The 25457-nt window shown below is 72.9% G+C and carries 26 protein-coding genes; 16 read left to right on the top strand and 10 right to left on the bottom strand.

Going from position 1 to position 25457, the window contains the following annotated elements; all coding sequences use genetic code 11:
• Positions 1-4: 4 nt before the first annotated feature.
• The 3 genes from AB0L65_RS39835 to AB0L65_RS39845 form a co-directional block, all read right to left on the bottom strand.
• Complete coding sequence (locus AB0L65_RS39835) at positions 5-709, bottom strand: HAD family hydrolase (RefSeq protein ID WP_364256713.1); 705 nt, start codon at positions 707-709, stop codon at positions 5-7.
• Between the two features lie 25 nt (positions 710-734).
• Positions 735-1460: a hypothetical protein gene (locus AB0L65_RS39840; protein ID WP_364256716.1), complete on the bottom strand. Its 726-nt coding sequence runs from the start codon at positions 1458-1460 to the stop codon at positions 735-737.
• 124 nt (positions 1461-1584) lie between these two features.
• Positions 1585-2238 carry a GntR family transcriptional regulator gene (locus tag AB0L65_RS39845; protein WP_364256719.1) on the bottom strand — a complete coding sequence of 218 codons (654 nt, stop codon included), beginning with the start codon at positions 2236-2238 and terminating at the stop codon, positions 1585-1587.
• Positions 2239-2292: 54 nt separating this feature from the next.
• On the opposite strand from AB0L65_RS39845, the gene AB0L65_RS39850 reads away from it, so the two are divergent.
• Both AB0L65_RS39850 and AB0L65_RS39855 read left to right on the top strand, forming a co-directional pair.
• Positions 2293-3480 carry a CoA transferase gene (locus AB0L65_RS39850; protein WP_364256722.1) on the top strand — a complete coding sequence of 396 codons (1188 nt, stop codon included), beginning with the start codon at positions 2293-2295 and terminating at the stop codon, positions 3478-3480.
• Positions 3477-4301, top strand: coding sequence for a CoA ester lyase (locus AB0L65_RS39855; RefSeq protein ID WP_364256725.1), 825 nt, complete (start codon positions 3477-3479; stop codon positions 4299-4301). Before AB0L65_RS39850 ends, AB0L65_RS39855 begins: the two co-directional genes overlap by 4 nt.
• On the opposite strand, the gene AB0L65_RS39860 is transcribed toward AB0L65_RS39855, so the two are convergent.
• Entirely contained in the window at positions 4298-4933 is a 636-nt protein-coding gene (locus AB0L65_RS39860) for a TetR/AcrR family transcriptional regulator (RefSeq protein ID WP_364256728.1), read from the bottom strand. The genes AB0L65_RS39855 and AB0L65_RS39860 overlap by 4 nt on opposite strands.
• Positions 4934-5051: 118 nt before the next feature.
• Here AB0L65_RS39860 and AB0L65_RS39865 point away from each other — a divergent pair, with 118 nt between their 5' ends.
• From AB0L65_RS39865 to AB0L65_RS39910, 10 genes are all read left to right on the top strand, one after another.
• The gene (locus tag AB0L65_RS39865) at positions 5052-6035 is read left to right on the top strand and encodes a sugar ABC transporter substrate-binding protein (RefSeq protein ID WP_364256731.1); all 984 of its coding nucleotides are present in this window, start codon (positions 5052-5054) and stop codon (positions 6033-6035) included.
• Positions 6032-7063 (top strand): ABC transporter permease, encoded by a 1032-nt coding sequence (locus tag AB0L65_RS39870; protein ID WP_364256734.1) that lies wholly within the window; start codon positions 6032-6034, stop codon positions 7061-7063. Before AB0L65_RS39865 ends, AB0L65_RS39870 begins: the two co-directional genes overlap by 4 nt.
• The gene (locus AB0L65_RS39875) at positions 7060-7815 is read left to right on the top strand and encodes an ATP-binding cassette domain-containing protein (RefSeq protein ID WP_364256737.1); all 756 of its coding nucleotides are present in this window, start codon (positions 7060-7062) and stop codon (positions 7813-7815) included. The genes AB0L65_RS39870 and AB0L65_RS39875 overlap by 4 nt, the downstream gene beginning before the upstream one ends.
• Positions 7816-7916: 101 nt before the next feature.
• Entirely contained in the window at positions 7917-8873 is a 957-nt protein-coding gene (locus tag AB0L65_RS39880; protein WP_364256869.1) for an alpha/beta hydrolase, read from the top strand.
• A 168-nt stretch (positions 8874-9041) separates the two neighbouring features.
• Positions 9042-10349 carry an MFS transporter gene (locus tag AB0L65_RS39885; protein ID WP_364256740.1) on the top strand — a complete coding sequence of 436 codons (1308 nt, stop codon included), beginning with the start codon at positions 9042-9044 and terminating at the stop codon, positions 10347-10349.
• Positions 10346-11266 carry a hypothetical protein gene (locus AB0L65_RS39890; RefSeq protein ID WP_364256743.1) on the top strand — a complete coding sequence of 307 codons (921 nt, stop codon included), beginning with the start codon at positions 10346-10348 and terminating at the stop codon, positions 11264-11266. The genes AB0L65_RS39885 and AB0L65_RS39890 overlap by 4 nt, the downstream gene beginning before the upstream one ends.
• Before the next feature lie 20 nt (positions 11267-11286).
• Positions 11287-12333, top strand: coding sequence for a DUF917 domain-containing protein (locus AB0L65_RS39895; RefSeq protein ID WP_364256746.1), 1047 nt, complete (start codon positions 11287-11289; stop codon positions 12331-12333).
• Positions 12330-13883 (top strand): helix-turn-helix domain-containing protein, encoded by a 1554-nt coding sequence (locus AB0L65_RS39900; protein WP_364256749.1) that lies wholly within the window; start codon positions 12330-12332, stop codon positions 13881-13883. Before AB0L65_RS39895 ends, AB0L65_RS39900 begins: the two co-directional genes overlap by 4 nt.
• A gap of 105 nt (positions 13884-13988) precedes the next feature.
• Positions 13989-16013, top strand: a complete 2025-nt coding sequence (locus AB0L65_RS39905; protein WP_364256752.1) for a hydantoinase/oxoprolinase family protein — start codon at positions 13989-13991, stop codon at positions 16011-16013.
• Positions 16010-17638, top strand: coding sequence for a hydantoinase B/oxoprolinase family protein (locus tag AB0L65_RS39910; RefSeq protein WP_364256755.1), 1629 nt, complete (start codon positions 16010-16012; stop codon positions 17636-17638). Before AB0L65_RS39905 ends, AB0L65_RS39910 begins: the two co-directional genes overlap by 4 nt.
• A gap of 11 nt (positions 17639-17649) precedes the next feature.
• Here the strand turns inward: AB0L65_RS39910 and AB0L65_RS39915 are convergent, their stop codons facing one another.
• The 4 genes from AB0L65_RS39915 to AB0L65_RS39930 form a co-directional block, all read right to left on the bottom strand.
• A complete protein-coding gene (locus tag AB0L65_RS39915; RefSeq protein WP_364256758.1) occupies positions 17650-18945 on the bottom strand; it encodes an MFS transporter in 1296 nt (431 codons plus the stop codon).
• On the bottom strand, positions 18942-19526 hold the full coding sequence (locus tag AB0L65_RS39920; protein ID WP_364256761.1) for a winged helix-turn-helix domain-containing protein: 585 nt from the start codon (positions 19524-19526) through the stop codon (positions 18942-18944). The genes AB0L65_RS39915 and AB0L65_RS39920 overlap by 4 nt, the downstream gene beginning before the upstream one ends.
• Positions 19527-19649: 123 nt before the next feature.
• On the bottom strand, positions 19650-20486 hold the full coding sequence (locus tag AB0L65_RS39925; RefSeq protein ID WP_364256764.1) for a metallophosphoesterase: 837 nt from the start codon (positions 20484-20486) through the stop codon (positions 19650-19652).
• Between the two features lie 19 nt (positions 20487-20505).
• A complete protein-coding gene (locus tag AB0L65_RS39930) occupies positions 20506-20847 on the bottom strand; it encodes a hypothetical protein (RefSeq protein WP_364256767.1) in 342 nt (113 codons plus the stop codon).
• A gap of 80 nt (positions 20848-20927) precedes the next feature.
• Between AB0L65_RS39930 and AB0L65_RS39935 the strand changes: the two genes are divergently transcribed.
• Positions 20928-21548 carry a YigZ family protein gene (locus tag AB0L65_RS39935; RefSeq protein ID WP_355377622.1) on the top strand — a complete coding sequence of 207 codons (621 nt, stop codon included), beginning with the start codon at positions 20928-20930 and terminating at the stop codon, positions 21546-21548.
• Here AB0L65_RS39935 and AB0L65_RS39940 read toward each other — a convergent pair whose 3' ends face one another.
• On the bottom strand, positions 21549-22778 hold the full coding sequence (locus AB0L65_RS39940; RefSeq protein WP_350731983.1) for an isochorismate synthase: 1230 nt from the start codon (positions 22776-22778) through the stop codon (positions 21549-21551).
• Between the two features lie 217 nt (positions 22779-22995).
• Here AB0L65_RS39940 and AB0L65_RS39945 point away from each other — a divergent pair, with 217 nt between their 5' ends.
• Entirely contained in the window at positions 22996-23829 is an 834-nt protein-coding gene (locus AB0L65_RS39945; protein WP_364256771.1) for a GDSL-type esterase/lipase family protein, read from the top strand.
• 21 nt (positions 23830-23850) lie between these two features.
• Here AB0L65_RS39945 and AB0L65_RS39950 read toward each other — a convergent pair whose 3' ends face one another.
• Positions 23851-24564: an HNH endonuclease family protein gene (locus AB0L65_RS39950; RefSeq protein WP_364256774.1), complete on the bottom strand. Its 714-nt coding sequence runs from the start codon at positions 24562-24564 to the stop codon at positions 23851-23853.
• 72 nt (positions 24565-24636) lie between these two features.
• On the opposite strand from AB0L65_RS39950, the gene crcB (AB0L65_RS39955) reads away from it, so the two are divergent.
• The gene (gene crcB, locus AB0L65_RS39955; protein ID WP_364256777.1) at positions 24637-25098 is read left to right on the top strand and encodes a fluoride efflux transporter CrcB; all 462 of its coding nucleotides are present in this window, start codon (positions 24637-24639) and stop codon (positions 25096-25098) included.
• Positions 25095-25451, top strand: coding sequence for a fluoride efflux transporter CrcB (gene crcB, locus AB0L65_RS39960; RefSeq protein WP_364256780.1), 357 nt, complete (start codon positions 25095-25097; stop codon positions 25449-25451). Before crcB (AB0L65_RS39955) ends, crcB (AB0L65_RS39960) begins: the two co-directional genes overlap by 4 nt.
• The last annotated feature ends 6 nt before the right edge of the window (positions 25452-25457 follow it).

The following is a 25457-nucleotide window of genomic DNA, read 5'->3' on the forward strand; positions in this document are numbered from 1 at the left end:
GCCGCTAGCGAAGCAGCCGCGGGAGCTCGGTCAGTGAGGTGATGCGCGGGAAGCCGGCGGGTGGCGGCTCGACCCCGAGCCGGTCGAGCCAGACCGAGCGCATCCCGGTCGCCGCCGGCCCCGTCACGTCGTTGATCACGTCGTCGCCCACCAGCAGCACCTGCTCCGGCGCCAGCCCCAGCGCCGCGGCGGCGCCGGTGTAGGAGGCGGGTGACGGCTTGAAGTGGCCGCCCAGCACCTCGCCCGTCAGCACCGGCCCGACCAGGTCGGCCAGCCCGATCGTGCGGACCTTCGCCTCCTGCATCGGCAGCACCCCGTTCGTCAGCACCCCGAGCGCGAACCCGCCCAGCTCCGCCACCGCCCCCGCCGCGTCCGGGTAGGCGATCCAGCCCTGCCGGTAGCGTTCGCCGAAGTCCGCGTAGGCGGCGTCCAGGTCGCCGGGCGCCGGCACGGCCAGTTCCTGGCAGAGCGCGCGCAGACGGCGGCGCCGCTGCTCCTGCGCGGAGCACTCGCCCGCCTGCCACATCGCCAGGTACACCGCCTCCAAGCCGGCCCAGAGCGCGGGTACCTCGTCCAGGCGCGGATGACCGGGGGAGTGCGCCGTCACCCACGCGATGATCGCGGCGTCGGCGGCGCCACGGTGGTCGAACAGGGTGCCGTCGAGGTCGAACAGGACCCCTTTGACGCCCGGCATGGGTCTCGCGGTCACGGCGGCGCTCCGGTGGTGGGTGCGGTCACGAAAGGGCCGCGGCGGCAATGCGGGCGGCCGTCTCCCGTGGAGGGTATCCGAGGGTGAGGCCGCGGACCGACAGCGGCGCCCGGGCGAAGCGGGCCTCGCCGTTCTCGCTGAGGATGTAGTGCAGCGCGGGGGAGTGGCCGCCGTGCGCCTCCAGCGCCGCCACCTCCGGCTCGGCCAGGTCGGGCGGCAGCGCGCCGCGGTAGTCGGCGATCAGCGCATCCAGGTCGAACAGCTGCGCGTAGCGCTCGGCCGTGCCCGCCACGACCCTGATCAGCCCGCCGACCGGCTCGGCGTGGTAGACGAGGCCGGTGCCGCCGCTCTTGGCGAACCAGCGCAGCGCCTCGGCCGCGGGCAGCGTGAACGCCCCGTACGGCTTGCGCCCGTACAGCAGGGCGTCGGCGATCCACCGGTCGCACCACAGCTCGTCGTGGTAAGGCGAGGGGGAGCCCGGGTCGACGGCCAGCCCCTGGGCCAGCACCGGGTTCCAGGCCGACACCAGCGGGCTGCTGAACCGCGGCATGCGCGGCCCGCTCCAGTGGCTGAGCGCGTAGCCGTACCAGATGGTGACGACCTCGACCCGCCGGTGGGGAAGGGGCCGCTCGTAGGTGCCGTTCATGATCTGGTCGTCGTCGGGGTGCCGCCAGGGGCCCGGGACGATGCCGGCGGCTGCGGGGACCGGAGGGGTCCGGTAGTCGGGATGCAGTATCCACGCGTCCGCCACAGTCCCTGCCCCCTCGGGTGCCAGACCACTTGAGTGGCCATCGTGCAACAGGTGTAATCGAGTTGCAATAGAGCAGGGCCGAACGCTGATTTTTGTCATCGGCGGCCGTGACGTACGTATTCGGTCAGTGCTGTTGCCGGTAATCCCCGGCCCGGCGCACGTGGTCGATCATGATGCGTTCGGCGGCTTCGGCGTCGCCGGCCGCCAGCGCGGCCAGGATGCCCTCGTGCGCGTCGAGCTGGGCCCGCACCTGGGCCTCGTCCAGCCACAGCGACGCGTCGGCGGGCACCGGGACGCTGGTGCGCACCGACCTGGCGTGCGCGCCCAGGAAGGCCGGGCCGCCGATGTCCACGATGCGCAGGTGGAATCGAACGCTCTGCTCCCCGAGCCGGTCGTGCCTGCCGTGCGCGGCGTCCTCGGCCATCGACGCGTGCAGCTCGCGCAGCCCGGCCAGCTCCTCCGGGGTGATCCGGCCCGCCGCCAGGCGCGCGCCCAGGCCCTCGACCACTGCGCGCAGGCCGTAGTACTCGGCCAGGGCCTCGTCGCCGAGGTCCACGACGGTCGCGCCGTGATGCGCCTCGTAGCTGATCAGCCGGTCCTTCTCCAGCCTGCGCAGCGCCTCGCGCACGGGGGTGACCGACACGCCCAGCCGGCGGGCCACCTCCCCGGCCCGCAGCGCCGTGCCGCCCGGGATCCGCGCGGTGCGGATCTCGTCGAGCAGCACGCTGTAGACGTACTCGGCCTTGCTCATCGGCGGCCGCGGCTCAGTAGGCGACATGTCCCCATTTTCCATAGATTGACCTATGACATATTTCTTATAAGTTACATACCTATGACGAGCCTCGCAGACCTTCGGGTCATCGACGCGGCGACCCTGTTCGCCGGTCCCTCCGCCGCGATGATGCTGGGCGACTTCGGCGCCGACGTGATCAAGATCGAGCATCCCCGGCGCGGCGACCCGTCGCGCGGGCACGGCGCGTCCGTGGACGGCGTGGGGCTGTGGTGGAAGACGCTCGCGCGCAACAAGCGCACGGCGGCCGTGGACCTGTCGCACCCCGACGGCCAGGGGATCCTGCGCCGCCTGGCCGAGCGGTCCGACGTGCTGATCGAGAACTTCCGTCCCGGCACCCTGGAACGCTGGAACCTCGCCCCCGAAGACCTGCTCGAGCTCAACCCGCGGCTGATCGTGGCGCGGATGACCGGGTTCGGGCAGTTCGGGCCGATGGCCAAGCAGCCGGGGTTCGGGACGCTGGCCGAGGCGATGAGCGGGTTCGCGGCCATGACCGGGCAGCCCGACGGGCCGCCCACGCTGCCGCCGCTGGCCCTCGCCGACGGCATCGCGGGCCTGGCCATGTCGTACGCGATCATGGTGGCCCTGCGCGCCAGGGAGCAGAGCGGGCGGGGGCAGGTCATCGACCTGGCGATCATCGAGCCGATCCTGGGCATCCTGGGGCCGCAGATGACGGCGTACAAGGCGCTGGGCGTCGTGCCGCGCCGCACCGGCAACCGGTCCAGCAGCAACGCGCCGCGCAACACGTACCGGACCCGTGACGGGCGGTGGCTGGCCATCTCCACCAGCGCCCAGCCCGTCGCCGAGCGGGTGGTCGCCCTGGTGGGGCGGCCCGACCTGGTGGAGCAGCCGTGGTTCGCCAGCGGCGCCGGGCGCGTGCGGCACGTGGACGAGCTGGACGAGGCCGTCGCGTCCTGGATCGCCGAGCGGGACGCCGACGAGGTCATCGCCCGCTTCGAGGAGGCGCAGGCCGCGATCGCGCCCATCTACGACGTCTCCGACATCGCCGAGGACCCGCAGTACGCGGCGCTGGAGACGTTCGTGGAGGTGCCGGACGAGGAGCTCGGCTCGGTCACCCTGCAGAACGTGTTGTTCCGCCTGTCGGACACGCCCGGAGAGATCCGCTGGCCGGGACGGCGGCTCGGGCGCGACACCGACGAGGTGCTCGCGGAGCTCGACTACACCGGCGAGGCGATCGCCGCCCTGCGCGAAGAGGGCGTGATCGCGTGAACGTCACCTGGCTGTACGTGCCCGGCGACCGGCCCGAGCGCTTCGACAAGGCCGTCGCCTCCGGGGCGGACGTCGTCATCATCGACCTCGAGGACGCGGTCGTGCCCGCCCGCAAGGACGAGGCCCGCGCCAACGCCGTCGCCTACCTGCGCGCCCGTCGCGGCTCCGAGGGGGAGGCGCGGGTGCACGTGCGGGTCAACGACCTGGCCACCGGGCGGGGGCTGGCCGACCTCGAGGCCGTCGGGGAGCTCGCCGACGCCGTGCGGCTGCCCAAGGTCGAGTCCGTGGCCGTGCTCGACGCGGTCACCGGCGCTCCGGCGTACGCGCTGCTGGAGTCGGCGGCCGGGATCGTCGCGGCGCGCGAGATCGCGGCGCACCCGAAGGTCGCCGGCGTGGCGCTCGGCGAGCAGGACCTGTCCGCCGAGCTGGCCATCACCGACGAGCGGGCCATGGACCACCTGCGGCTCCAGGTGGTGCTCGCCGCGGCGGCGGCCGGCCTGCCGCAGGTGCCCATGGCCGTCTACCCGAACGTCAAGGACGAGGCCGGCCTGCTGGCCTCCTGCCTGGCGGGCCGCAGGCTCGGCATGTTCGGCAGGACCGCCATCCACCCCCGCCAGATCCCCGTGATCAGGCGGGCGTTCCGTCCCTCGGAGGAGGAGACGGCCAGGGCCGCGGAGATCGTTGAGGCGGCCGAGCAGGCCGAGCGCGCGGGCCTCGGCGCGGTCGCGCTACCCGACGGCCGCTTCGTGGACGCCCCCATCGTCGCCCGGGCCCGCCGCACCGTGGCGCTGGCGAGCCGCCTGGCCGGCCCGGAGGGTTAGGACGGGTACCAGCGCACCGACAGCTCCTCGTCCACGGGGGGAGGGCCCGGCAGCTCCCGGTGCGCCGGCGGCACCCGCAGCGAGTCCATCACGAGCGCCAGGTAGCGGTGGCGCAGCTGTGCGGTGCGCTCCTCGTCGCCGAGCTTGATCGAGGCCAGCTGCTCGAACAGCAGCGCGATGTCCGCCGTGGTCACGTCCGGCCGCAGCACGCCGGCCTCCACGGCCCGGCGGTGCGCCTCGGTGGCCAGCGACGAGGCCCGGACCGCGGCGCGGCCCAGCTCCTCGGTCGGCGTGAACGTGCCCGCCAGCTTGATCGTCAGGGAGTTGGTGTCGGCGTCCACGATGCCGCGCAGGTAGGCGGCGAACGCCTCCCACGGGTCGCCTTCCTGGGCCAGCGACCGCTCGGTCACCTCGCTGTAGAGCTGGAGACCGTCGCCGCACAGCTTCTGCAGCAGCGCCTCCTTGCTGGGGTAACGGCGGTAGAGCGCGCTGATCCCGACGCCCGCCTTCTCGGCCACGGCCGCGATGGGGGCGCCGGGGTCGGCGGTGAAGACCGCCCGGGCCGCCTGCAGGATCAACTCGTCGTTGCGGGCGGCCTGCGCCTTGCGGCCGCTCATGGGTGCGCTCGTCATACCCGCCAGTATATCGGAACGTAAGATTCCGTTCTAGTGTGAACAAGTCCGCATGTCTATACATAGAAATGATATTGAGGTAGAACCAGGGCGAGCCCGTTGGTCTTGGAGGTGTCCTATGAGACGTACCCCGATCGTGCTGGCCCTGCTGGGCGCGCTCGCCGTGAGCGGCTGCTCCTCCTCGGGAGGGCAGAGCGCGCAGAGCGCTCCCGCCGCGAGCTCCGCCGCAGCCCCGGCCGCCGCGAGCGCCAGCTTCGCCGTCATCACCCACGCAGGCGCCGGCGACTCCTTCTGGGACGTGGTCAAGAACGGCGCCGAGGCCGCGGGCAAACAGTACGGAGTGAAGGTCACCTACCAGGGTGACGGCGACCCCGCCAAACAGTCGCAGCTCATCGACCAGGCCGTCTCCGAGAAGGTGGACGGCATCGTGGTCTCCATGGCCAACCCCGACGCGCTCAAGGAGGCCATCGGCAAGGCCGTCGCGGCGAAGATCCCGGTGGTCACCATCAACTCGGGCGCCGACTCCTCCAAGGCGTTCGGCGCGATCACGCACGTCGGGCAGTCGGAGGACGTGGCCGGGCGCGGCGCGGGCGAGCAGCTCAAGGCCGCCGGCGTCACCAAGCTGCTCTGCGTCATCCACGAGGCCGGCAACGTCGGCCTCGACCAGCGCTGCAAGGGCGCCGAGCAGACGCTGGGCGGCACGGTCGAGCGGCTGCAGGTCGACGTGAGCAACCTGGCCGACGTCACCTCCAAGGTCACCGCCAAGCTCCAGTCGGACAAGCAGGTCAACGGCGTGCTCGCGCTCAACCCGGCCGTCGCGATCGCCGCCAGGGACGCCATCAAGGACTCGGGCTCGCCGGCCAAGCTGGCCACGTTCGACCTGTCGGGCGACGTGGTGAGCGCGATCAAGGACGGGGAGATCCTGTTCGCCGTGGACCAGCAGCAGTACCTGCAGGGCTACCTGCCGATCACGTTCCTCAACCTGTACAAGAACAACCTCAACACCGTCGGCGGCGGCCTGCCCGTCAACACCGGGCCGGGCTTCGTGACCAAGGACAACGCCGAGCAGGTGGCCAAGCTGGCCGAGGCGGGCACGCGATGACCCTGGCGGCCGACGAGCGGGTCGCCGACGTCGGTCTGGCCCGCCGGCTGCTGATCCGGCCCGAGCTGGGCGCGGTGGTCGGGCTGGTCGTGGTGTTCGTGTTCTTCGCCTCCCAGTCGCCGGTGTTCCGGTCCCTGGACGGCATCGCGAACTGGCTCGACCCGGCCGCCACCCTCGGCATCATGGCCGTCGCGGTCGCGCTGCTCATGATCGGCGGCGAGTTCGACCTGTCGGCCGGCGTGCTGACCGGCACGAGCGGGCTGATCCTGGTCACGCTGGCCACCCGCTACGGGTTCAGCGTGTGGGCGGCGATGCTCGTCGGGCTGGTCGTGGCGCTGGCCATCGGGCTGGCCAACGGCCTGGTCGTCACCAGGACCAGGCTGCCCAGCTTCATCGTCACGCTGGGCACGTTCCTCATGCTGCAGGGCCTCAACCTCGGCGTCACCAAGGCCATCACCGGGACGGTGCAGGTCAGCGGCCTGCGCCGGGCCTCCGGCTTCGAGGCCGCGAACGCGATCCTCGCCGGGACGATCCAGATCGGCGGGACCTCGTTCCGGGTGGCGATCCTGTGGTGGATCCTGGTGACCGCCGTGGCCACCTGGGTGCTCATGCGTTCCAAGGCCGGAAACTGGATCTTCGCGGTGGGCGGCAACGAGCAGGCCGCCCGCGCGGTCGGCGTGGCCGCCGCCCGTACCAAGATCGCCCTGTTCATGACGACGGCGTTCGCCGCCTGGCTGGTCGGCTCGATCCTCGCGCTGCGCTACACCTCCGTGCAGGCCAACATCGGCATCGGGCAGGAGTTCATCTACATCATCGCCGCCGTCATCGGCGGCTGCCTGCTCACCGGCGGGTACGGCTCCGCGATCGGGGCGGCCATCGGCGCGGTCATCTTCGGCATGGCCGACAAGGGCATCGTGTTCCTGGGCTGGAACGCCGACTGGTTCAAGTTCTTCCTGGGAGCGATGCTGCTGCTGGCGACGCTGGCCAACCGCCTGGTCAGGCGGTACGCCGAGGAGGTGAAGCATTGATTCTGGAGACCAGGGGCATCGGCAAGACGTTCGGGTCGGTGCTGGCGCTGCGCGAGGTGTCGATGGGCGTGCGGGCCGGCGAGGTGACCTGCGTGCTCGGCGACAACGGCGCCGGCAAGTCCACGCTCATCAAGATCCTCGCCGGGGTGCACCAGCACGACGCCGGCTCGCTGCTGGTGGACGGCCAGGAGGTGCGCTTCGCCAGCCCCCGCGACGCGCTCGACCGCGGCATCGCGACCGTCTACCAGGACCTGGCGATGATCCCGCTCATGTCGGTCTGGCGGAACTTCTTCCTCGGCTCGGAGCCGACGAAGGGCCTGGCCTTCGACGTGGCCAAGGCCAGGAAGGTCGCCCGCGAGGAGCTGCGGGCCATGGGCATCGACATCCGCGACGTGGACCAGCCGGTCGGCACGCTGTCCGGCGGCGAGCGGCAGTCGGTGGCCATCGCCAGGGCCGTCTACTTCGGCGCCCGCGTCCTCATCCTCGACGAGCCCACCTCCGCGCTGGGGGTCAAGCAGGCCGGGGTGGTGCTGCGGTACATCGCCAGGGCCCGCGACCGCGGGCTCGGCGTGGTCTTCATCACCCACAACCCCCACCACGCCTACCCGGTGGGCGACCGGTTCCTGCTGCTCAACCGGGGTGCCAGTGTGGGCGAGTACGGCAAGGCCGACATCACCACGCAGGAGCTGACCGCGCTCATGGCGGGCGGGGCGGAGCTGGAGGAGCTGGCGCACGAGCTGCGACGGGAGTGACCATTTTGGGGGGAATTTGACGATTTTGGGCGGTGGTCTGGAGGTGCGAATAGGCACAAATCCCTCGGCGTGACATTCACCGGGGGGTCATCGTGACCACAATGATCAAGCGGGTCGTCCTGGAGCCGGCGGCGCAGGAGTTCGCGGACGCCACCGCCCGGCGCCCGTTCATCTACGAGCTGCCGCCCGAGGACGGTCGCGAGGCGCTGGAGCGGCTCCAGTCGGACCCGAACGTGCCCAGGCCGGAGATCGACGAGGAGTGGATCCAGGTCCAGGGCGGCCCGACCGGCCTGGTGCCGGTCCGGATCGTCAGGCCCAAGGGCGCCACGGGGACCATGCCGGTCATCTTCTACATCCACGGCGCGGGCTGGGTGTTCGGCTCCGCCCACACCCACGACCGGCTGGTGCGGGAGCTGTCCGTGCGCTGCGGCGCCGCCGTCGTCTTCCCCGAGTACGACCGCGCTCCCGAGGCGAAGTACCCCACGCAGATCCAGCAGAACTACGTCGCGGCCCGCTGGGTGTCGGAGCACGGCAAGGAGAAGGACCTGGACCCGGCGCGGATGGCGGTGTGCGGGGACTCGGTCGGCGGCAACATGGCGACCGTGCTGGCCATGATGGCCAGGAAGCTCAATTTCGTGCAGCTGCGCGGGCAGTGCCTGTTCTACCCGGTCACGGACGCGAGCTTCGACACCGAGTCCTACCGGCAGTTCGCCTCCGGCTACTACCTCAACCGCGACGGCATGAAGTGGTTCTGGGACCAGTACACCCCCGAGTCCTCCCAGCGGGGCGAGAGTCACGCCTCGCCGCTGCGGGCCCGGTCGGAGGAGCTGCGCGGCCTGCCGCCCGCGCTGATCATCACGGGCGAGGCGGACGTGCTGCGCGACGAGGGCGAGCTGTACGCGGCGCGGCTGCGCGAGCTGGGCAACGACGTGACGGCGGTGCGGATGGCCGGCATCGTGCACGACTTCGTCATGCTCGACAAGCTGCGCGACACGAACGCCTGCAAGACGGCCATGACACTGGCCACGACCACGCTGCGGCGGTGGATCGAGTCTTGATCTACGCGCCCGCGGCGGTTCCCCCGGGGCCCTTATTACGCCGCCCGCCCCTGACGCAGGGCGGGCCGCACAGATCGTGCGGCCCGCCGGTGCGGCATGCACAGGGCCGCCGGACGAGGGCGGCTTTATGGTGCGGCCATATTCAGCGCCCCCCTCCGAGGAGCTTCCATGACCGCCGTCGACTCCCGAACGATCCCCATCGGCGCGGCATTCGATCGGATGCCGTTCACCCGCAGGCACGTGCTCATCGCGCTCGCGCTGTTCATCGCGTTCGTCATCGAGTCGTGGGAGCAGCTCGCCCTGGTCTACGTCTCCGGCGACCTCGGCACCGCCCTCGGGATCGACGAGGCCGGGGTCGGCGTCGTGCTGTCGGCGGTCGCCTTCGGCATGATCCCCGGCGTGCTGGTGTGGGGGCCGGTGGCCGACCGCGTCGGTCGCAAGCCGGTCGCGTTCTGGTCGCTGCTGGCGTACGGGGTGATCGCGCTCGCCTCGGCGTTCGCGCCGAACATGCCGGTGCTGGTGACGCTGCGGGTGGCTTCCGGGCTGGCGCTGGCCGGCGTCTACACGATCACCTTCCCCTACTTCCTGGAGCTGCTGCCGACCCGCTCGCGCGGGCGGGCGGCGGTCTACCTGTCGATCGGGTGGCCGATCGGCATGCTGGCCGCGATCGGGGCCTCGACGACGCTGGGCGGCCTGGGCTGGCACGTCGTGGTGATCGCCAGCGCGGCGGCGGGGCTGTGGGCGTTCGCGATCCGGGCGTGGGTGCCGGAGTCGCCGTACTGGCTGGCCGCCCGGGGCCGCCAGGAGGAGGCGCGCGCGGTGCTGCGCACGCTGAACAGCCCCGACGCCGACGCCACGTTCACGGTGGCGAGCGAGAGGGTGGGCCGGCCGCTGGACCTGTTCCGCGGCGGGCTCGCCCGGATCACCGTGGTCATGCTGCTGCTGAACTTCGTCTTCAACTGGGGCTACTGGGGCCTGCAGACGTGGCTGCCGACGCTGCTGCAGCAGAAGGGCCTGACGCTGTCGGCCTCGCTCGGCTTCGCGGCGCTGAGCGCGCTGATGATGATCCCCGGGTACGTGAGCGCCTCCCTGCTGACCGGCCGGTTCGGCCGCAAGAAGGTGTTCCTCGTCTACGTCGTGGCGGCGCTGCTGGGCGGGCTCTGGTTCGCCACCGCCTCCTCGACCACCGGACTGTACCTCGGCAACTTCGTGCTGTCGTTCTTCAGCCTCGGCGCCTGGGGCGTCTGGAACACCTGGAACGGCGAGTTCTACCCGACCGCCCTGCGCGGCACCGGCTACTCGTGGGCCACGGCCGCGCAGCTCGTGGCAACCACGGTCGCGCCGTCGGCGGTGGGGGCGCTGCTGGCCCACGCCACCGGGTTCACCGCTACCATGCTGATCATCAACGCGTTCATGGTGGCCACGGCGCTGCTGGCCGTGCCGCTGCCGGAGACCGAAGGACGCGAGCTGGAGTGATCCTCGGCGTCGCCCTCGTACGGCCCTCGCCGGTGCTGGTGGCCGTCAGGGACGGCGCGCCCGAGTGGCCGGTGAGCCGCGCCGCCGCCCGCGCGGCGGCGCGGGCGTGCGTGGCCGTGGACCTGGGCGACGTGCCCACCGCCGCGGTGGCGGCGATCCGGGTGGGCGGGCCGTGCCCCGAGGCGCTGCGGCCGCGCGTCGGCTCCGGGACGGCCACGATCGTGCGCGGCGGCCACAGCCTCACCGGGCGCGTGCTGGCGCCGCTGGACACCGAGGCGGTCCGGCGCTTCGCCGCCACGTGCGGGCTGACCGACTTCGCGGTGACCGCGACCGGCTCCCCCATGCTGGCCGACCACGAGCTGGCCGTGGCCGCGATCATCGCGGCCGAGGTGCCGCGGGCGCGGATCACGCTGTCGTACGAGTTCGGCCATCCGGGGCTGCGCGAGCGCGAGGAGGCCACGATCCGCAACGCGGCGCTCGGCCCCGAGACGGGGCGGATCGCCGACGAGGCGGCCCGGGAGCTGCCGGGGGTGCCCGTGTTCTTCGCCAGGTCGGGCGGCGGGCTGGTGTCGGCCCACTACTTCCGGCGCTACCCGCTGGCCTGCGACCTGGGCGGGACGGCGAGCCTGGCGCGCGGGCGGGCGGTGCTCCCCGGCGTCCCCGGCGAGGTGGCGGCGGCGTACGGGGCGGCGATCGGGCGGCCGGAGGCGCAGGTGGAGCGGATCGTGCAGGCGCGGGGGCGGGCGGAGCTGGACCGGGTGCTCCAGGACGCCAGGGACGAGGCGCTCACCCGCGTGGTCAGCGCGGGCGCCCTGCCCGGCTCGGCCAGGATCGCGGAGACGACCGTGAACCCGCTGTCGTACCTGCCGGACGGGCTCTACCGGGTGCGGGTGACGGCCGAGGGGACGATGCCATGAACCCGCCCATGAATCCGCCCATGAATCCGCTCGGGGCCGTGGTGATCGACGAGGACGGGCTCGCGCGGCTCTCGGCCGGGGCGAGGATGTTCGCGACCGGCGCGGCGGAGTCGGCGCACACCCTCACCCTCGACTGGGCGGGCTCGCTGATCGGGCCGGGCGTCGAGCTGGTGACGGCCGAAGGGCTGGCCACGGACACGTTGTGCGTGGCGGTCAGCCTGGTCGGGTCCACGACCGCGCTGGGGGAGCAGCTGCCGAGGGGCGACGAGCCCGCCCGTGCCGTGCGGGCGCTGGAGCGCAGGCTGGGGGAGCGGGCCGGGGCCGTGGTCGCGCTCAACCTGGCCGCCGAGAACGCCCTCGTCCCGCTCATCGCGGCGGCCCAGCTGGGGGTGCCGCTGGTGGACGGCGACGGCACGGGACGGGTGTTCCCGCTGCTGGAGCAGACGACGTACGCGCTGGGCGGGATGAGCCCGGCGCCCCTGGCGCTGGCGGGCGGGTCGGGTGAGCTGGTGCTGCTGGAGACGGCCGGCGACCGGGTGGAGGAACTGATGCGCCCCGTCGTGCTGTCGGTCGGCGGGTGGGCGGTGGCGGCCTGCTACCCGATGGCGGCCGGCGACCTGGCACGGGTGCTCGTGCCCGGGACGGTGAGCCTGCTGCTGCGGGCGGGCGAGCCCGGCGCGCCCCGCTCGACCGCGGCGCCGTTCGGCGTGCGGACCCTGTGCAGGGGGCGGATCCTGACGGTGGAGGGCAGCACCGGGCACGGCGCCGACGTGTCGCTGCCGTCGCTGCCATCGAGCATCGTGGTGCAGGAGACGGAGGGGCTGCGCCGTTTGGTACGGCTGGAGGCCCACAACGAGATCGTGCTCGCCCTGGCCGACGGGGCCGCGGTGGCGATGACGCCGGACCAGATCTGCATGATCTCCACGGCCGACGGGATGGTCGTGGACGTCGACAAGGCGGTGCCCGGCCTGGAGGTGGACGTCATGGTCGTGAAGGCCGCACCGGTGTGGCACACGGATCGGGGGCAGCGGCTGGGCGGGCTGCAGGCGTTCGGGATCCCGCTGTGACGGGGCCGCGGGCGGGGTGGGAGGCGCCGGTCACGGTGGCCGAGCTGGTCAACGCCGGGCCGCTGGCCGGGGCCAGGATGTACGGCTCGGGCGAGAACCCCGTGCACCAGGTGCGGATCGTGGACGAGCTGTCGGTGTTCGGGACGGTGGCGCCGCACACGGCGGTGGTCCTCATCGGGACGGCGGCCAGCGGCGGGTGGGCCGTCGAGATGGCCACCCGGCGGGCATGGGAGCAGGCGGCGGCGTGCGTGATCGCGCCGGCGGGCGGGCTGAGCGAGGGCTCCGGCGAGGTGCTGGCGGAACGGCTCGGCGTCACGCTGATCTTCGTGGACGAGGATCCGCTCATCGTCGCGGTCCGGGTCGCCTCGGCCGCCGCCCGCCCGGAGGCGGCCCGCACCCAGCTCGTGGCCCGCTGCGCCACCCGCCTGGCCGAGGCGGGGCCCTCGGCCCGCCGCGTGCTGGGCGTCCTGAACGCCGAGCTGCCCGGCACCTCGGTGACCCTCATCGACCGGTACGGCCGGCACCTGGCCGGGGCCCGCGCCGTCGACCGGCCGGGCATCGCCCGCCTGAGCACGGAGGCCCAGGGCGCCGATGGCCGAGGGCCGGACCGCGACGGGCCGCCCGAAGGGGGTGCCCGGGCAGGTGGTGGGGTGGGGGCGCGTTGGTCGGCCGAGGTGGAGGTGCCCGATCTGGACGGCGGCGTGCTGGGCACGCTCGTGGCCGGCGGGTCGTCCCGGTCGCCCGGATGGCCGGCAGCCGTCCGTACCGTGCTGAGACTGGCGGTGGCCCCGCTGACCGCCTGGGCCGCGCAGGAGCGGCTGCGCGCCTCCCGCGACTTCGCCCTGCGGCGCGCCCTGGCCGAACGCCTGCTCGCCGACGCCCAGCAGGAGCCCGGGGAGCCGGAGGAGGGCGGGGCGAGGTCGGAGGCGATCGCGCTGGGCTGGCCCGTCGAGGGCGCGCTGACCGCCTACCAGGTCCGGCCGACGGCGGAGGCGGGAGACGCCGCGCTGGCCGGGACGCTCATCGCCGCGGCCGTGGGCCAGGTGCCCGTGCTGCCGCGCGGCGAGGGCTGGGCGGGATGGTCGGCGCTGGACCCCGGCGAGCTGGCCGAACGCCTCCGCCGCTGCCTGCGGACGATGCCCTGGCCGTGCGCCGCCGGGATCGGCGCGCGGGTGGAGGGCCTGCGGTCGGTCGAGGAGTCGCTGCTGGGAGCCGAGGCGGCGGCGTTCGTGGCGGGACCGGGCACGGTGGCGCGAGCGGATCGGATGGGCCCGGCCGAACTGCTGGGCGCGCTGCCGACCGGCGTCCTGCGCACCCCGGCCACCGTCGTGCTGCGGCCGCTGCTGGCGGTCGACAAGGACGGTACTCTGCTGGAGACGCTGGCCGCCGTCCTTGACGAGGGCGGCGCGCTGAAGGCGGCCGAGCGGCTGGGCGTGCACCGCAACACGATCACGACCCGTCTGGAGCGCATCAAGTCCGCGGGCTTCGACCTGGACGACGCCGCCACCCGCCTGGCTCTGCAACTCGCCTGCCACGTCCTCCTCCGCTGAGCCCGCACGCTGCCTCTCCGTGCCGTGCGTGATGCACTGGGAGGGCCCTTCTCCTGTGCGGGCCGCACATGCGGGCGGCGTCCCCGTCGGCGTACGGTGCAGCGCATGAGCTATCGCGTCGCCATGGACATCGGCGGCACCTTCACCGACGTCGTCTGCTACGACGAACGCAGCGGGACGGTCACCGCCTCGAAGGCGCCCACCACTCCGGGAGACCTGGCCGAGGGGGTGTTCGCCGCGCTGGGCCGGGTCGTCGAGGATCCGGCCGAGATCTCGTTCTTCGTGCACGGCACCACGCAGGGGCTCAACGCGCTGCTGGAGCGCAAGGGCGCCCGGGTGCTGCTGCTGGCCGGTCAGGGCGGCCGGGACGTCTACCAGATCGCCAGGGGCAACCGCGACCGCATGTTCGACCTGCGTTACCGCAAGCCCGCGCCGCTGGTCCCGCGCCAGGACGTCATGGAGGCCGGCGGCCGGCTCGACTACCTGGGACGCGAACTCCAGCCGCTCGACGAGGAGTCGGTGCGGGCAGCGGCGCGGCGCGCGCGGGAGGAGGGGTTCGACGCGGTGGCCGTGTGCCTGCTGTTCTCCTACGCGAACCCGGCGCACGAGCTGCGGGCCGGCGAGATCCTGCGCGCGGAGCTGGGCGACGACGTGCTGGTCGTGCTCTCCCACGAGGTGGCGCGGGAGTGGCGCGAGTACGAGCGGACCTCGTCGGCGGTGCTGGAGGCGTACACCGGGCCCGTGGTGCGCCGCTACCTGGCCAGGATCGAGCGGCGCTTCGCCGAGCGGGGGCTGGCGGTGCCGGTGCACGTGATGCAGTCGTCGGGCGGGCTGGTGAACGCCTCCTACGCGATGCGCAGGCCGTTGCAGACGCTGCTGTCCGGCCCGGTGGGCGGCACGATGGGCGGGGTCGCGGCGGCCCGGTTCATGGACAGGGAGAACGCGATCTGCATCGACATGGGCGGGACGTCGTTCGATGTGTCGCTCGTGGTGAACGGGCGGCCGGACGTCAGCGCCGAGGCCCGCATCGAGGGCTACCCGGTGCTCATGCCCATCGTGAACCTGCACACGATCGGCGCGGGCGGCGGCTCGATCGCGTACGCCGAGGCGGGCGCGCTGCGGGTCGGGCCCGAGTCGGCCGGGGCCCTGCCCGGGCCGGCCTGCTACGGCAGGGGCGGCACGCGGGCCACGGTGACCGACGCGAACGTGGCGCTCGGCCGGGTGGACCCGGCCTGGTTCGCGGGCGGGCTGATGACGCTGGACGTGGAGGCGGCGGGCACGGCGGTGGCCACGCTGGCCGACGAGCTGGACATGGATCCGCTGCTGCTGGCCGAGGGGATCTGCGACGTGGCCAACGCCAAGATGGCGCAGGCGATCCGTACGCTGACCGTGGAGCACGGGATCGAGCCGCGGGAGTTCGCGCTGGTGGCGTTCGGGGGCGCGGGGGCGATGCACGCCGTGTTCATCGCGCGCGAGCTGGGGATCTCCGAGGTGGTGGTGCCGCGCTTCCCGGGGGCGTTCTCGGCGTGGGGGATGCTGGAGGCCGACGTACGCCGGGATCTGACGCATCCGTACTTCCGGTCGCAGGACACGCTCGACGGCCCCGACATGTCCCGAAATTTCGTGATCTTGGAGGAAGATGCCCTGGCGGCGCTCTCCGCCCAGGGCGTTCCCGAGGAGCGGCACCGGGTCGAGCACGCCGTGGACATGCGCTACGAGGGCCAGGACTACACGCTGACCATCCCGCTGCGCGACGCGGCCGAGCCCGCCGAGCCCGGGTTCCTGGAGACGATCGCGGCCCGCTACGCCGAGGCGCACACCGGCCGCTACGGGCACGCCACCCCGGAGGCGCCGGTGGAGTTCGTCATGCTGCGCAGCACCGGGCTGGGCTCGTTCCCGCGCACCGCCGCCGCCACGCAGGAGGCCCCCGAGGAGCGGGCGGCGTACGTACGGGATGTGATCTTCGACGGGGCCGTGCACAGCACCCCGGTGCTGCGGCGCTCCAGCCTCGACGGCGAGCTGACCGGGCCCGCGATCGTGGTCGAGGAGACCGCGACGACGGTCATCCCGCCCGGCTGCATGGCCACCGTGGACCCCAACGGCTTCCTCATCGTGAAGGTGAACCTGTGATCGACCCCGTCACCACGGAGATCATCCGCTGCGCGCTGCTGCAGGCGGCCGAGGACATGAACACCACCCTCATCCGCAGCTCCTACACCCCCGTCATCTACGAGGCCAAGGACTGCGCGGTCGCGCTGCTCGACCGCGACCACAACGTGCTGGGCCAGTCGTCCGGGCTGCCGATCTTCCTGGGCAACCTGGAGGTGTGCACCCGCGAGACCGAGCGCCTGTACGGGCGGGAGGTCTGGCGGGAGGGCGACGTGTGGGTGCTCAACGACTCCTACATCGGCGGCACGCACCTCAACGACGTCACGGTCTACGGGCCGATCTTCGTGGACGGGGAATTGGCCGGTTTCGCGGCGTCGCGGGCGCACTGGCTGGACGTCGGCTCCAAGGACCCGGGCGGCTCCATGGACTCCACGTCGATCTTCCAGGAGGGCCTGCGGATGGGCCCGGTCAAGGTGTACGCGGGCGGCGCGCCCTGCCGCGACCTGCACGAGGTGATCGCCCGCAACGTACGCTTCCCGCACGCCACGCTCGGCGACCTGCGCGCCCAGGTGAGCTGCGCCATGACGGGCCAGCGGCGGCTGAAGGAGATCGTGTCCCGGTGGGGCCTGGACACCGTGCTGGCCGCCCGCGACGAGATCTTCGCCCAGACCGAGCGCATGGAACGCGCGGCCATCGCGGCCATCCCCGACGGCGTCTACGAGGCCTCCGGCTTCCTCGACAACGACGGCATCGACCTCGGCACCCCGCTGCCCGTCAACGTCACGGTCGCGGTGTCGGGCGAGTCGATGCACGTCGACCTGACCGACTGCGCCGACCAGGCGCTCGGCCCGGTCAACTGCGGCGCGGCCCAGGCCGTGGCCGCCGTCCGCGTCGGCTACAAGCTGCTGGTCTCGGGCGACGTGCCGCTCAACGGCGGCTCGTTCCGCCCGCTGTCGGTCGAGACCCGGCCCGGCTCCATGCTGGCCGCCGAGTCGCCCGCCGCCTGCCAGTACTACTACTCGCATCTGGGGCTGCTCATCGACCTGGTGGTCAAGGCGCTGGCGCCGGTGCTGCCGGACAAGGCGGCCGCGGCGTCGTACGGGGACTCGATGATCGTGCAGTTCACCGGCACGGACCCGCGTACCGGCAAGCTGTACGTCTCCCAGGAGGCCACGGTCGGCGGCTGGGGCGCCTGGGACGGCGGCGACGGCGAGACCTGCCTGATCAACAACGTCAACGGCGCGCTGCGGGACATGCCCATCGAGGTGCTGGAGACGCTGTTCCCGGTCCAGGTGCGCCGCTACGAGATCCGCCCCGACACCGGCGGGGCCGGTCAGTGGCGGGGCGGGAACGGGGTGGTGCGCGAGTACGAGTTCTGCGGGGACACCTCGCTGTCGCTCTGGTTCGAGCGCTCGGTCACCCCCGCCTGGGGCCTGGCGGGCGGCGAACCGGGCGTGCCGCCCCGCGTCACCCTCAACCCGGGCACTCCGGACGCCCGCGAGATGCTCAAGGTGAACGCGCTGCCGGTCACCGCGGGGGACGTGCTGCGCTGCGAGTCGGGCGGTGGCGGCGGCTACGGTCCCGCCGCCCGCCGCTCCCACACGGCCACGGCCACCGACCTGTCCCAGGGCCTGACCACCCGCTGACCAGCGGCTGATCACACGCTGGAACGTCCCGCCGCACCGGCGCTGCCCTCTGGCGCCGGTACGGCGGGAGGGCCGTGGCCGCGCAGCCGGTCCATCTCGCGCCACTCGGGACGCAGCCCGGTCAGGCTCGTGACGAGCGCGTAGGCGATCCCGCACGCCAGCAGCACCGGCGCCAGCCCGGCCGCCGTAACCGCCGCCCCGCCCAGCAGCCCGCCCAGCGGGATGCCGGCCCACATCACCGCGCCCTGCAGCGCGCCCACCCGGCCCAGGAGGTGCCGGGGCACGCGCTCGTACGAGATCGCGCTCAGGATCGGGTTCAGGAACCCGCCGCTGAACCCGATCACCACGGACGCCGCCACCAGCCCCCACACCGGCATGTCCACGGCGAACATGAGGAACTTCGGCGGCCCGCCGAGCAGGAACGCCACGAAGAACACCGGCCTGCGCCGCATCCGGTGCGCCACCGCGGCGGCCACCAGGCTGCCCACGACCGAGGCCAGCCCGAGCACGCTGACGCTCAGCCCGAGGACGGCGGGCCCGTGGCCGGACTCCTTGGCCCACACGGGCGCGAGCACCTGGCTCCAGGCCGCGTCCAGCAGATTCGTGGCGGCGATCATGACGATCACCGCGAGCAGCAGCGGCTCGCCGCGCAGGAACGCGAAGCCCTGGCCGAACCGCCGCCAGTAGCCCTCCTCCTCTTCGTGCGCGGGGGCGCGATGTCCGAGGTCGCGCGGCAGCACCACGGCCACGACCGCCGATCCGAGCGCGAACAGGGCGGCGCTGACGCCCAGGCCGGACAGCGGGCCCAGCAGCGCCACCATCGCGCCGCCCAGCCCCGGCCCCACGGTCACGGCCAGCCGCTCCGTCACGCCCATCAGGCCGGTGGCCCGCTCCAGCGGCACCCGCCCGCGTTCGGCCGCCTCCGGGACCATGATCTCCTTAGCCAGGTCGCCCGGCCCGCGGGCCGCGCCGATCACCGCCACCAGCGCGACGATCACGCCCAGCGGCAGCAGGCCGAGCGCGTGCAGCACGACCATCGCGGCGGCGGCCGAGGCGCTCACGACGTCGGCGACCCACGAGATCCGGCGCGGTCCCACCCGGTCCACGAGCGGCCCGGTCAGCGCCTTGACCAGCACGTACGGTGCCATCTCCGCGAACGCCACCAGCCCCGTCCACACCGCGCTGCCGGTGCTCGTCAGCACGAACCAGGGCAGCGCGATGGCCGAGACCCGCGTCCCGGTCGTCGACACGGCGATGGCCGCCAGCAGCCCGGCCATCGGCCGTAAGGACCCGCGCGGCTCCATCATGCCTCCTCAGGGTCGTCCAGCTCGGGGATGACCTGCGTCATCAGGTAGACCCGGACCGCGTCCGCCGGCGCCTCGTCGCCGTCGCGCCGGTAGCGCGCGAAGAGCTCCGTCAGGTCCGCGCGCAGCCGCCCCGCCTCCTCCGGGGTGAGGCGGAACGGGACGGCGCTGAGGTCGAGCACGCCGCGCCACGGCTGCGGCATGGTCTGCAGCTCGTTGAGCGCCTGCTGGGTGCGCAGGTTGTAGAGGGCGGCGATGGACTGCATGTACGCCAGCACCGCCTCCGGCTCCCGGTCGGACAGACCGTCGTCGTCGGTGAGCCGGGTCGTCCGGTGGACCGAACGCCACCAGCGCTCCCGCGCGTTGCCGCGTTCGGTGTCCTCCTCCACGAACCCGGCGGCGCCGAGCCTGCGCAGGTGATAGCTGGCCGTGCCCGAGTTCACCCCCAGGCGCTCGGCCAGGCGGGTGGCGGTGGACGGGCCGTGCTTGCGCAGCAGGTCGACGAGCTGCACCCGCAGGGGGTGGGCGAGCGCGCGCAGGCCCTTGGCGTCGAGGACGACCACGTTGTCAGGGGAGGGCGTCATGATGCGAAGCCTAAACCGCAAACACTTCTTCGCAAACACTTCTTCGCGAAGAAGTGTTTGCGGTTCACGGAAGAGACCGCCGACGGCGCCTGGCCGGGGCGGTGGTCTGCGAGGGCGGGGCCGCTAGGTGACGATCACGTCGCGCAGGAGCTTGCGGCCGCCCGGCCTGCGCCGCCACTCACGGGGGTAGCCGAGCGACACCTCCTCGAAGCGCACGCCGTCGTACCAGGTGACGCGGGGGATGTGGAGGTGGCCGTAGATCATGGCGGCGGTCGGGTAACGCGTGTGCCAGTCCCTGGTGGCGGTCGTGCCGCACCACTGGGCGAACTCCGGGTAGCGCAGGACGTCGGTCGGCTCGCGTACCAGGGGATAGTGGTTGACGAAGACCAGCGGCACGTCGTCCAGCCCGGCCAGCCGCCGCCCGGTCAGCTCCACCCGGGCCCGGCACCACGCCTCGCGGCTCGGGTACGGGTCGGGGTGCAGGAGATACTCGTCGGTGCAGACCACGCCGGTGCTGTGCGCGTACGCGAGCGCGCTCGCCTTGGTGAGATGGCCGGCCGGCCGGAACGTGTAGTCGTAGAGCAGGAACAGGGGCACGATCCGGACCGGCCCGCCCGCTCCCTCCCACACCGGATAGTCGTCCTCCGGCGTCACCACGCCCAGATCGCGGCACATGGCGACGAGGTGGTTGTAGCGGGCCACGCCCCGCAGCTCCGGCGGGTCTCCCGGCGGGGTCCACAGCTCGTGGTTGCCCGGCACCCAGACCACCCGCTCGAACCGCGCGGCCAGCAGGCCCAGCGTCCGGGCGATGTCCTCCAGCCGTTCGCCGACGTCGCCCGCGACCAGCAGCCAGTAGCCGGGGTCGTCCGGTTTCAGCTCCTGGACGATGGCCCGGTTCTCCTCGTAGCCGACGTGCAGATCGCTGACGGCCAGCAGCCTGCTCCCGCCTTCGCTGGGCAAGGGACGTCCCTCCTTCGCGTCAGAGGACGGGGGCGTTGTCCTCTGCCACGATCATGTCATCCGTCATCCTCGGCAACATGGCCGCGACCTCGCGCGCCAGGTGCGGGTCGGCGCGGAACGCCTCCATGATCGCCAGTTTCAACGCCGCGCGGCTCGGCTCGTCGTCCGGCTTGGCGCCCGCCACCGTCTCGATCACCTGTCTGGACGCGGCGTCACCGCGGCCGAAGACCCGCTGCAGGATGCGGGTGCCGCGGGCCACGGCCGTGTCGGCGGCCAGCTCACGGGTCTTGGCCAGCACGCCCACGCCGTAGGCGTCGATCGCCGAGGAGACGAAGGGCATGAGGTCGCTCACAGTGTCCATGAGACCCTCCCGTAGGTCCTTACGGATTGACGAGATGGTAGCTTCCGGAGTTCGTCCGGCAAGGGCATAACCTGTCGAATGTGCCTGCGCCGTACCTGACCCTCACCTCCGTCGTCGAGCACGAGACGGAGGCGAAGCGCTCCCGGTTCATCTGCGCGCTGGCGCCCGCGCGCAGCGTCGAGGAGGCGGTCGCGTTCATCGGCGAGCGGCGGCAGAAGCATCCCGGCGCCACCCACAACTGCACCGCGTACGTCGTCGGGCAGCGCGTCCAGAAGGGCGACGACGACGGCGAGCCGGGCGGCACGGCGGGCACGCCGATGGTGCAGGCCCTGGTGGGCAGGGGGTTCAGCGACGTGGTGGCGGTGGTGACCCGCTATTTCGGCGGCACCCTGCTGGGGGCGGGCGGGCTGGTGCGGGCCTACGGCTCGGCCGTGACCGAGACCCTCGACCGGGCCGAGCCGGTGCGGATGGTGCCGGCCCGCGTCGTGCGGGTCGCGGTGGCCCACGACCAGGCCGGGCGGGTGGAGAACGACCTGCGGGCCTCGCGCCATCCGGTGCGCGAGGTGACGTACGCGGGCGAGGTCACCTTCGCCGTCTCCGTGGGCGAGGACGAGGTGGCGCCGTTCGCGGACTGGGTGGCGACGCTGACGGCCGGGCGGGCGCGCGTGGACGTGGGCGAGGAGATCCACGTCCCCGGCTGATCAGCCCTCCAGCGCGTACTGCATGACCCTGAACTTGGCCTGGGCCTCGGCCAGCTCGGCCGCCGGGTCGGAGTCGCCCATGATGCCGCCGCCCGCGAACAGGCGGGCCCGGCGGCCCTGCACGAGCCCCGAGCGCAGCGCGATGCCCCACTCGCCGTCGCCGTGGGCGTCGATCCATCCGACGGGCCCGGCGTAGCCGGCCCGGTCCATGCCCTCCAGCTCGCGGATGACCTCGATCGCGGTGGGGGTGGGGGTGCCGCCGACGGCGGCCGTCGGGTGCATGGCGGCGACCACGTCGAGGACGGAGGCCCCGTCGGCCAGCCGCCCGGTGACGTGGCTGGCCAGGTGCTGGACGTTGGGCAGCACCAGCAGCTCGGGCTCGTCCGGGGTCTCCAGCGAGGCGCAGAGGGGGGCGAGCGTCTGGCGGACGGAGGCGATGGCGCACTCGTGCTCGTGGCGGTCCTTGGGCGAGGCGAGCAGCGCGGCCCCGCGGGCGAGGTCGTCGGCCGGGCCGGTGCCGCGCGGGGTGGTGCCGGCCAGCACGAGCGACTCGATCTCCTGGCCCGTACGCCTGATCAGCAGCTCGGGCGTGGCCCCCACCAGCCCCGCGACCGAGAACGTGTAGCACTCGGGATAGCGCCGGGCCAGCCGGGTGAGCAGCAGGCGCACGTCGATGGGCCGCTCGGCGGTGGCGACCAGGTCGCGCGCCAGCACGACCTTCTCCAGCTCGCCCTCGCGGATGCGCTTGGCGGCCCTGGCCACGACGTGCTCCCATTCGGGGGCGCTCAGGCTGCCGTCGCCGTAGCTGATGCGGCCGGGGTCGCGGATGGGGGAGAACGTCTCCAGCGGGGCGTCGCCGATCGTGGTGAGCCAGGCGTGGCCGTCGCGGCGGGCCAGCACGGCGCGCGGGACGACGAGGACGGAGCCGTGGGCGTCCTCGTCGAAGGTGAAGCTGCCGAAGGCGACCGGGCCGGAGCCGGGGGTGCGCACGGCGTCGTCGACGTGGGCGTCGCCGAACACGGTGGCCAGCCACTGGCGGGCCCAGGCGAACCGGCCCGGGCCCGGGGGCACGGCCACCCGTGCGGCCTGACCCCAGCCGACCAGGCCCTCGCCGTTCCTGACCCAGGCGTACGGGGCGGTCCTGGGCAGGGATGCCAGCAGGTCGCCCGGGTCGCCGACAGGGGTGGTGCGAACCGGTAGCGGGCGGGTTGTTCCGAGCGCGACACTCACCCAAGACACTCTATGCGGGAACTGAACACGTTCGACTCAGACCCCCGTGAATGCGAGGTTACGGTCAACGAACCCGGATAAAACCAGACGTTGAGCTGCATTTACCCCATCCTGATCAGGTCTGGGCTGTCAAGCGGCGATATGAAGTCGGTCCTGAAATCACAGACCTGGCCCGTATGTCATGGCCGGTCGCTGATCCGCTTCCTACCTTGGGTCCATGATCGGTCGCCTGGGCTCAGTCCTCGCCGCAACGCTGCTCGTCTCCGCCACAGGTCCGGCGCAGGCCGCCGCGGCCCAGCCCGTCCCCGAGATCATGGCCGCGCTCGGCGACTCCATCTCCACCGGCTTCAACGCGTGCGGCTTCTACGTCTCCTGCATCCCGCGCTCGTGGTCCTCCGGCGACAACCCCGGGGTGAACAGCCACTACCTGCGCCTGTCGGCCATGTCTGGAACGCTCCAGCAGCACAACCTCACCTTCGCCGTCCCCGGGGCCACCAGCGCCGACCTGCTCGGCCAGGTGCGCAAGGCCGTCGAGGCCAAGGCCGACTACGTCACGATCCTGATCGGGGCCCAGGACGCGTGTGTGCGCACCGAGCAGGCCATGACGCCCGTCGAGACGTACCGGCGGCGGATGGACGCGGCGCTGGCCGAGCTGCGGGCCGGCATGCCCGCGGCCCGGGTGTTCATCGCCAGCATCCCCGACGTGCGGCGGCTGTGGCAGGTGGGCAAGACCGTCCCGCTCGCCCGCACGTTCTGGACGGCCGGCCACATCTGCCAGTCCCTGCTCGCCCAGCCCACCTCGACCAAGCGCGCCGACGTCGAGCGCCGCCAGCGGGTGCGGGCGCGGGTCATGGCCTACAACCGCGCGGCGGCCCAGGCGTGCGCCAGGTTCGGGCCCGCCTGCCACACCGACGGGGGCGCGGTGTTCGCCTACCCGTTCACGCTCGACCACGTCAGCAAGTGGGACTACTTCCACCCGAACATGGACGGGCAGCGGATCCTGGCCGAGCAGACGTTCGGGCACGGCTTCACCTGGGAGGACCCGCGCTAGCCCGCCCTGCCGGCGGCCCGGTCAACGGCACTGGGCCAGCATCATCCTCTTGTCCGCCGCGGTGACGGGCACGTTGTACTTCAGCGCGACCTGCGCGAAGCGGGTGACGTACGCGCACCGGACGCGCCGCTGCGGCGGTAACCAGCCCGCCGGGCCGGAGGCGTCCTTCTGCTCGTTGGCGTAGCCGGCCACGGGCAGCAGGTTCAGTGGGTCGTTGGCGAAGTCGAGCCGCTTGGACATCCGCCAGCGCGGCGCGCCCATGCGCCACGCGTAGTTCAGCGGCACCACGTGGTCGACCTGCACCTCGTCCGGGTTGTCCTTGTGCCAGTGAATGGTCCGGCCGGTGTAGGGGTCGCTCAGCTCCATGGAGACGACCTCGCAGCTGGAGCCCGACCGGTATTTCACGTTCCGGCCGTCGCGGGCCAGCAGGTCGTCGCGGGTGCGGCAGCCGTTGCGCGCGTACGGCACCCCGCTCGCGGTGTCGGCCCAGTTGTCGCCGTACCGGGTGCGCTCGTAGCCGGTGTTGGAGCCGAGCCCCTTGACGCGCACCTGTTTGATGAGGCCGTGTGCCTTGCTCTTGTCGGCGTCCGAGATGATGGGTGCCAGACCGGGCCGCGTCCCGCTGGTGTTGCCCAGCGGGCTGGTCGCCGTTGCCGGAGAGGTCTTGGCGCCGCCGACGAAGGAAACGACGATGATGGCTCCCGCTAGAAGGGCGATGGCGTCCTTCGTGCTCAAGCAGGCCTCCGAACATCAAAGGTTGTCTAGAGAAATTCCCGGCATCCGGTGTTTTGACACGGGGAGGGTTATGTGACTGATCGTCCGATCGACCCGGACGTCGATCTCCACATCCCGGCGCAGCGCGCCGAGCTGCACTGGCCCGTGCTCGCCGCGATCGCGGCCGGGGGCGCGCTGGGCGCGCTCGCGCGTTTCGGCCTGCAGTCGGCGCTGCCGTCCGGGCCGGCGGACTTCCCCTGGGCGACGTTCCTCATCAACGTGTCCGGGTGCCTGCTGATCGGCGTGCTCATGGTGATGATCACGGAGGTGCGGCAGGCGCACCGCCTCGTGCGGCCGTTCCTGGGGGTGGGGGTGCTGGGCGGGTACACGACGTTCTCCACGTACGCGGTGGACATCCAGCGGGCGGTCGCGGCGGGGGCGCCGCTGACGGGGCTGGTCTACCTGGCGGCCACCCTGGTGGCGGCGGTGGCGGCCGTGGTGGCGGGCATGTGGCTGACCAGGCGGATCGCCGGGATGCTGGCGGGCGTGCGATGACGGTGCTGCTCATCGTCCTCGGGGCGGCGCTCGGCGCGCCGCTGCGCTATCTCGCGGACCGGGCCGTGCAGGCGCGGCACGACACGGTGTTCCCGTGGGGGACGCTGACGGTGAACGTGTTCGGCTCGGCGCTGCTGGGCTTCCTGGCCGCGCTGCCCGCCGCCGGCGGGGTGATGGCGTTGCTGGGCACCGGGTTCTGCGGGGCGCTGACCACGTACTCGACGTTCGGGTACGAGACGGTGCGGCTGGTGGAGGAGGGCGCGCGCTTCCACGCGGTGGCCAACGCGGGCGCCAGCGTGGTGGCCGGGCTGGGCGCGGCCTACTGCGGGGTGGCCCTGGCGCAGGCCCTGTAAATGGTT

This window comes from Nonomuraea sp. NPDC052116, from assembly GCF_040680035.1.
Classification (GTDB): domain Bacteria; phylum Actinomycetota; class Actinomycetes; order Streptosporangiales; family Streptosporangiaceae; genus Nonomuraea; species Nonomuraea angiospora_A.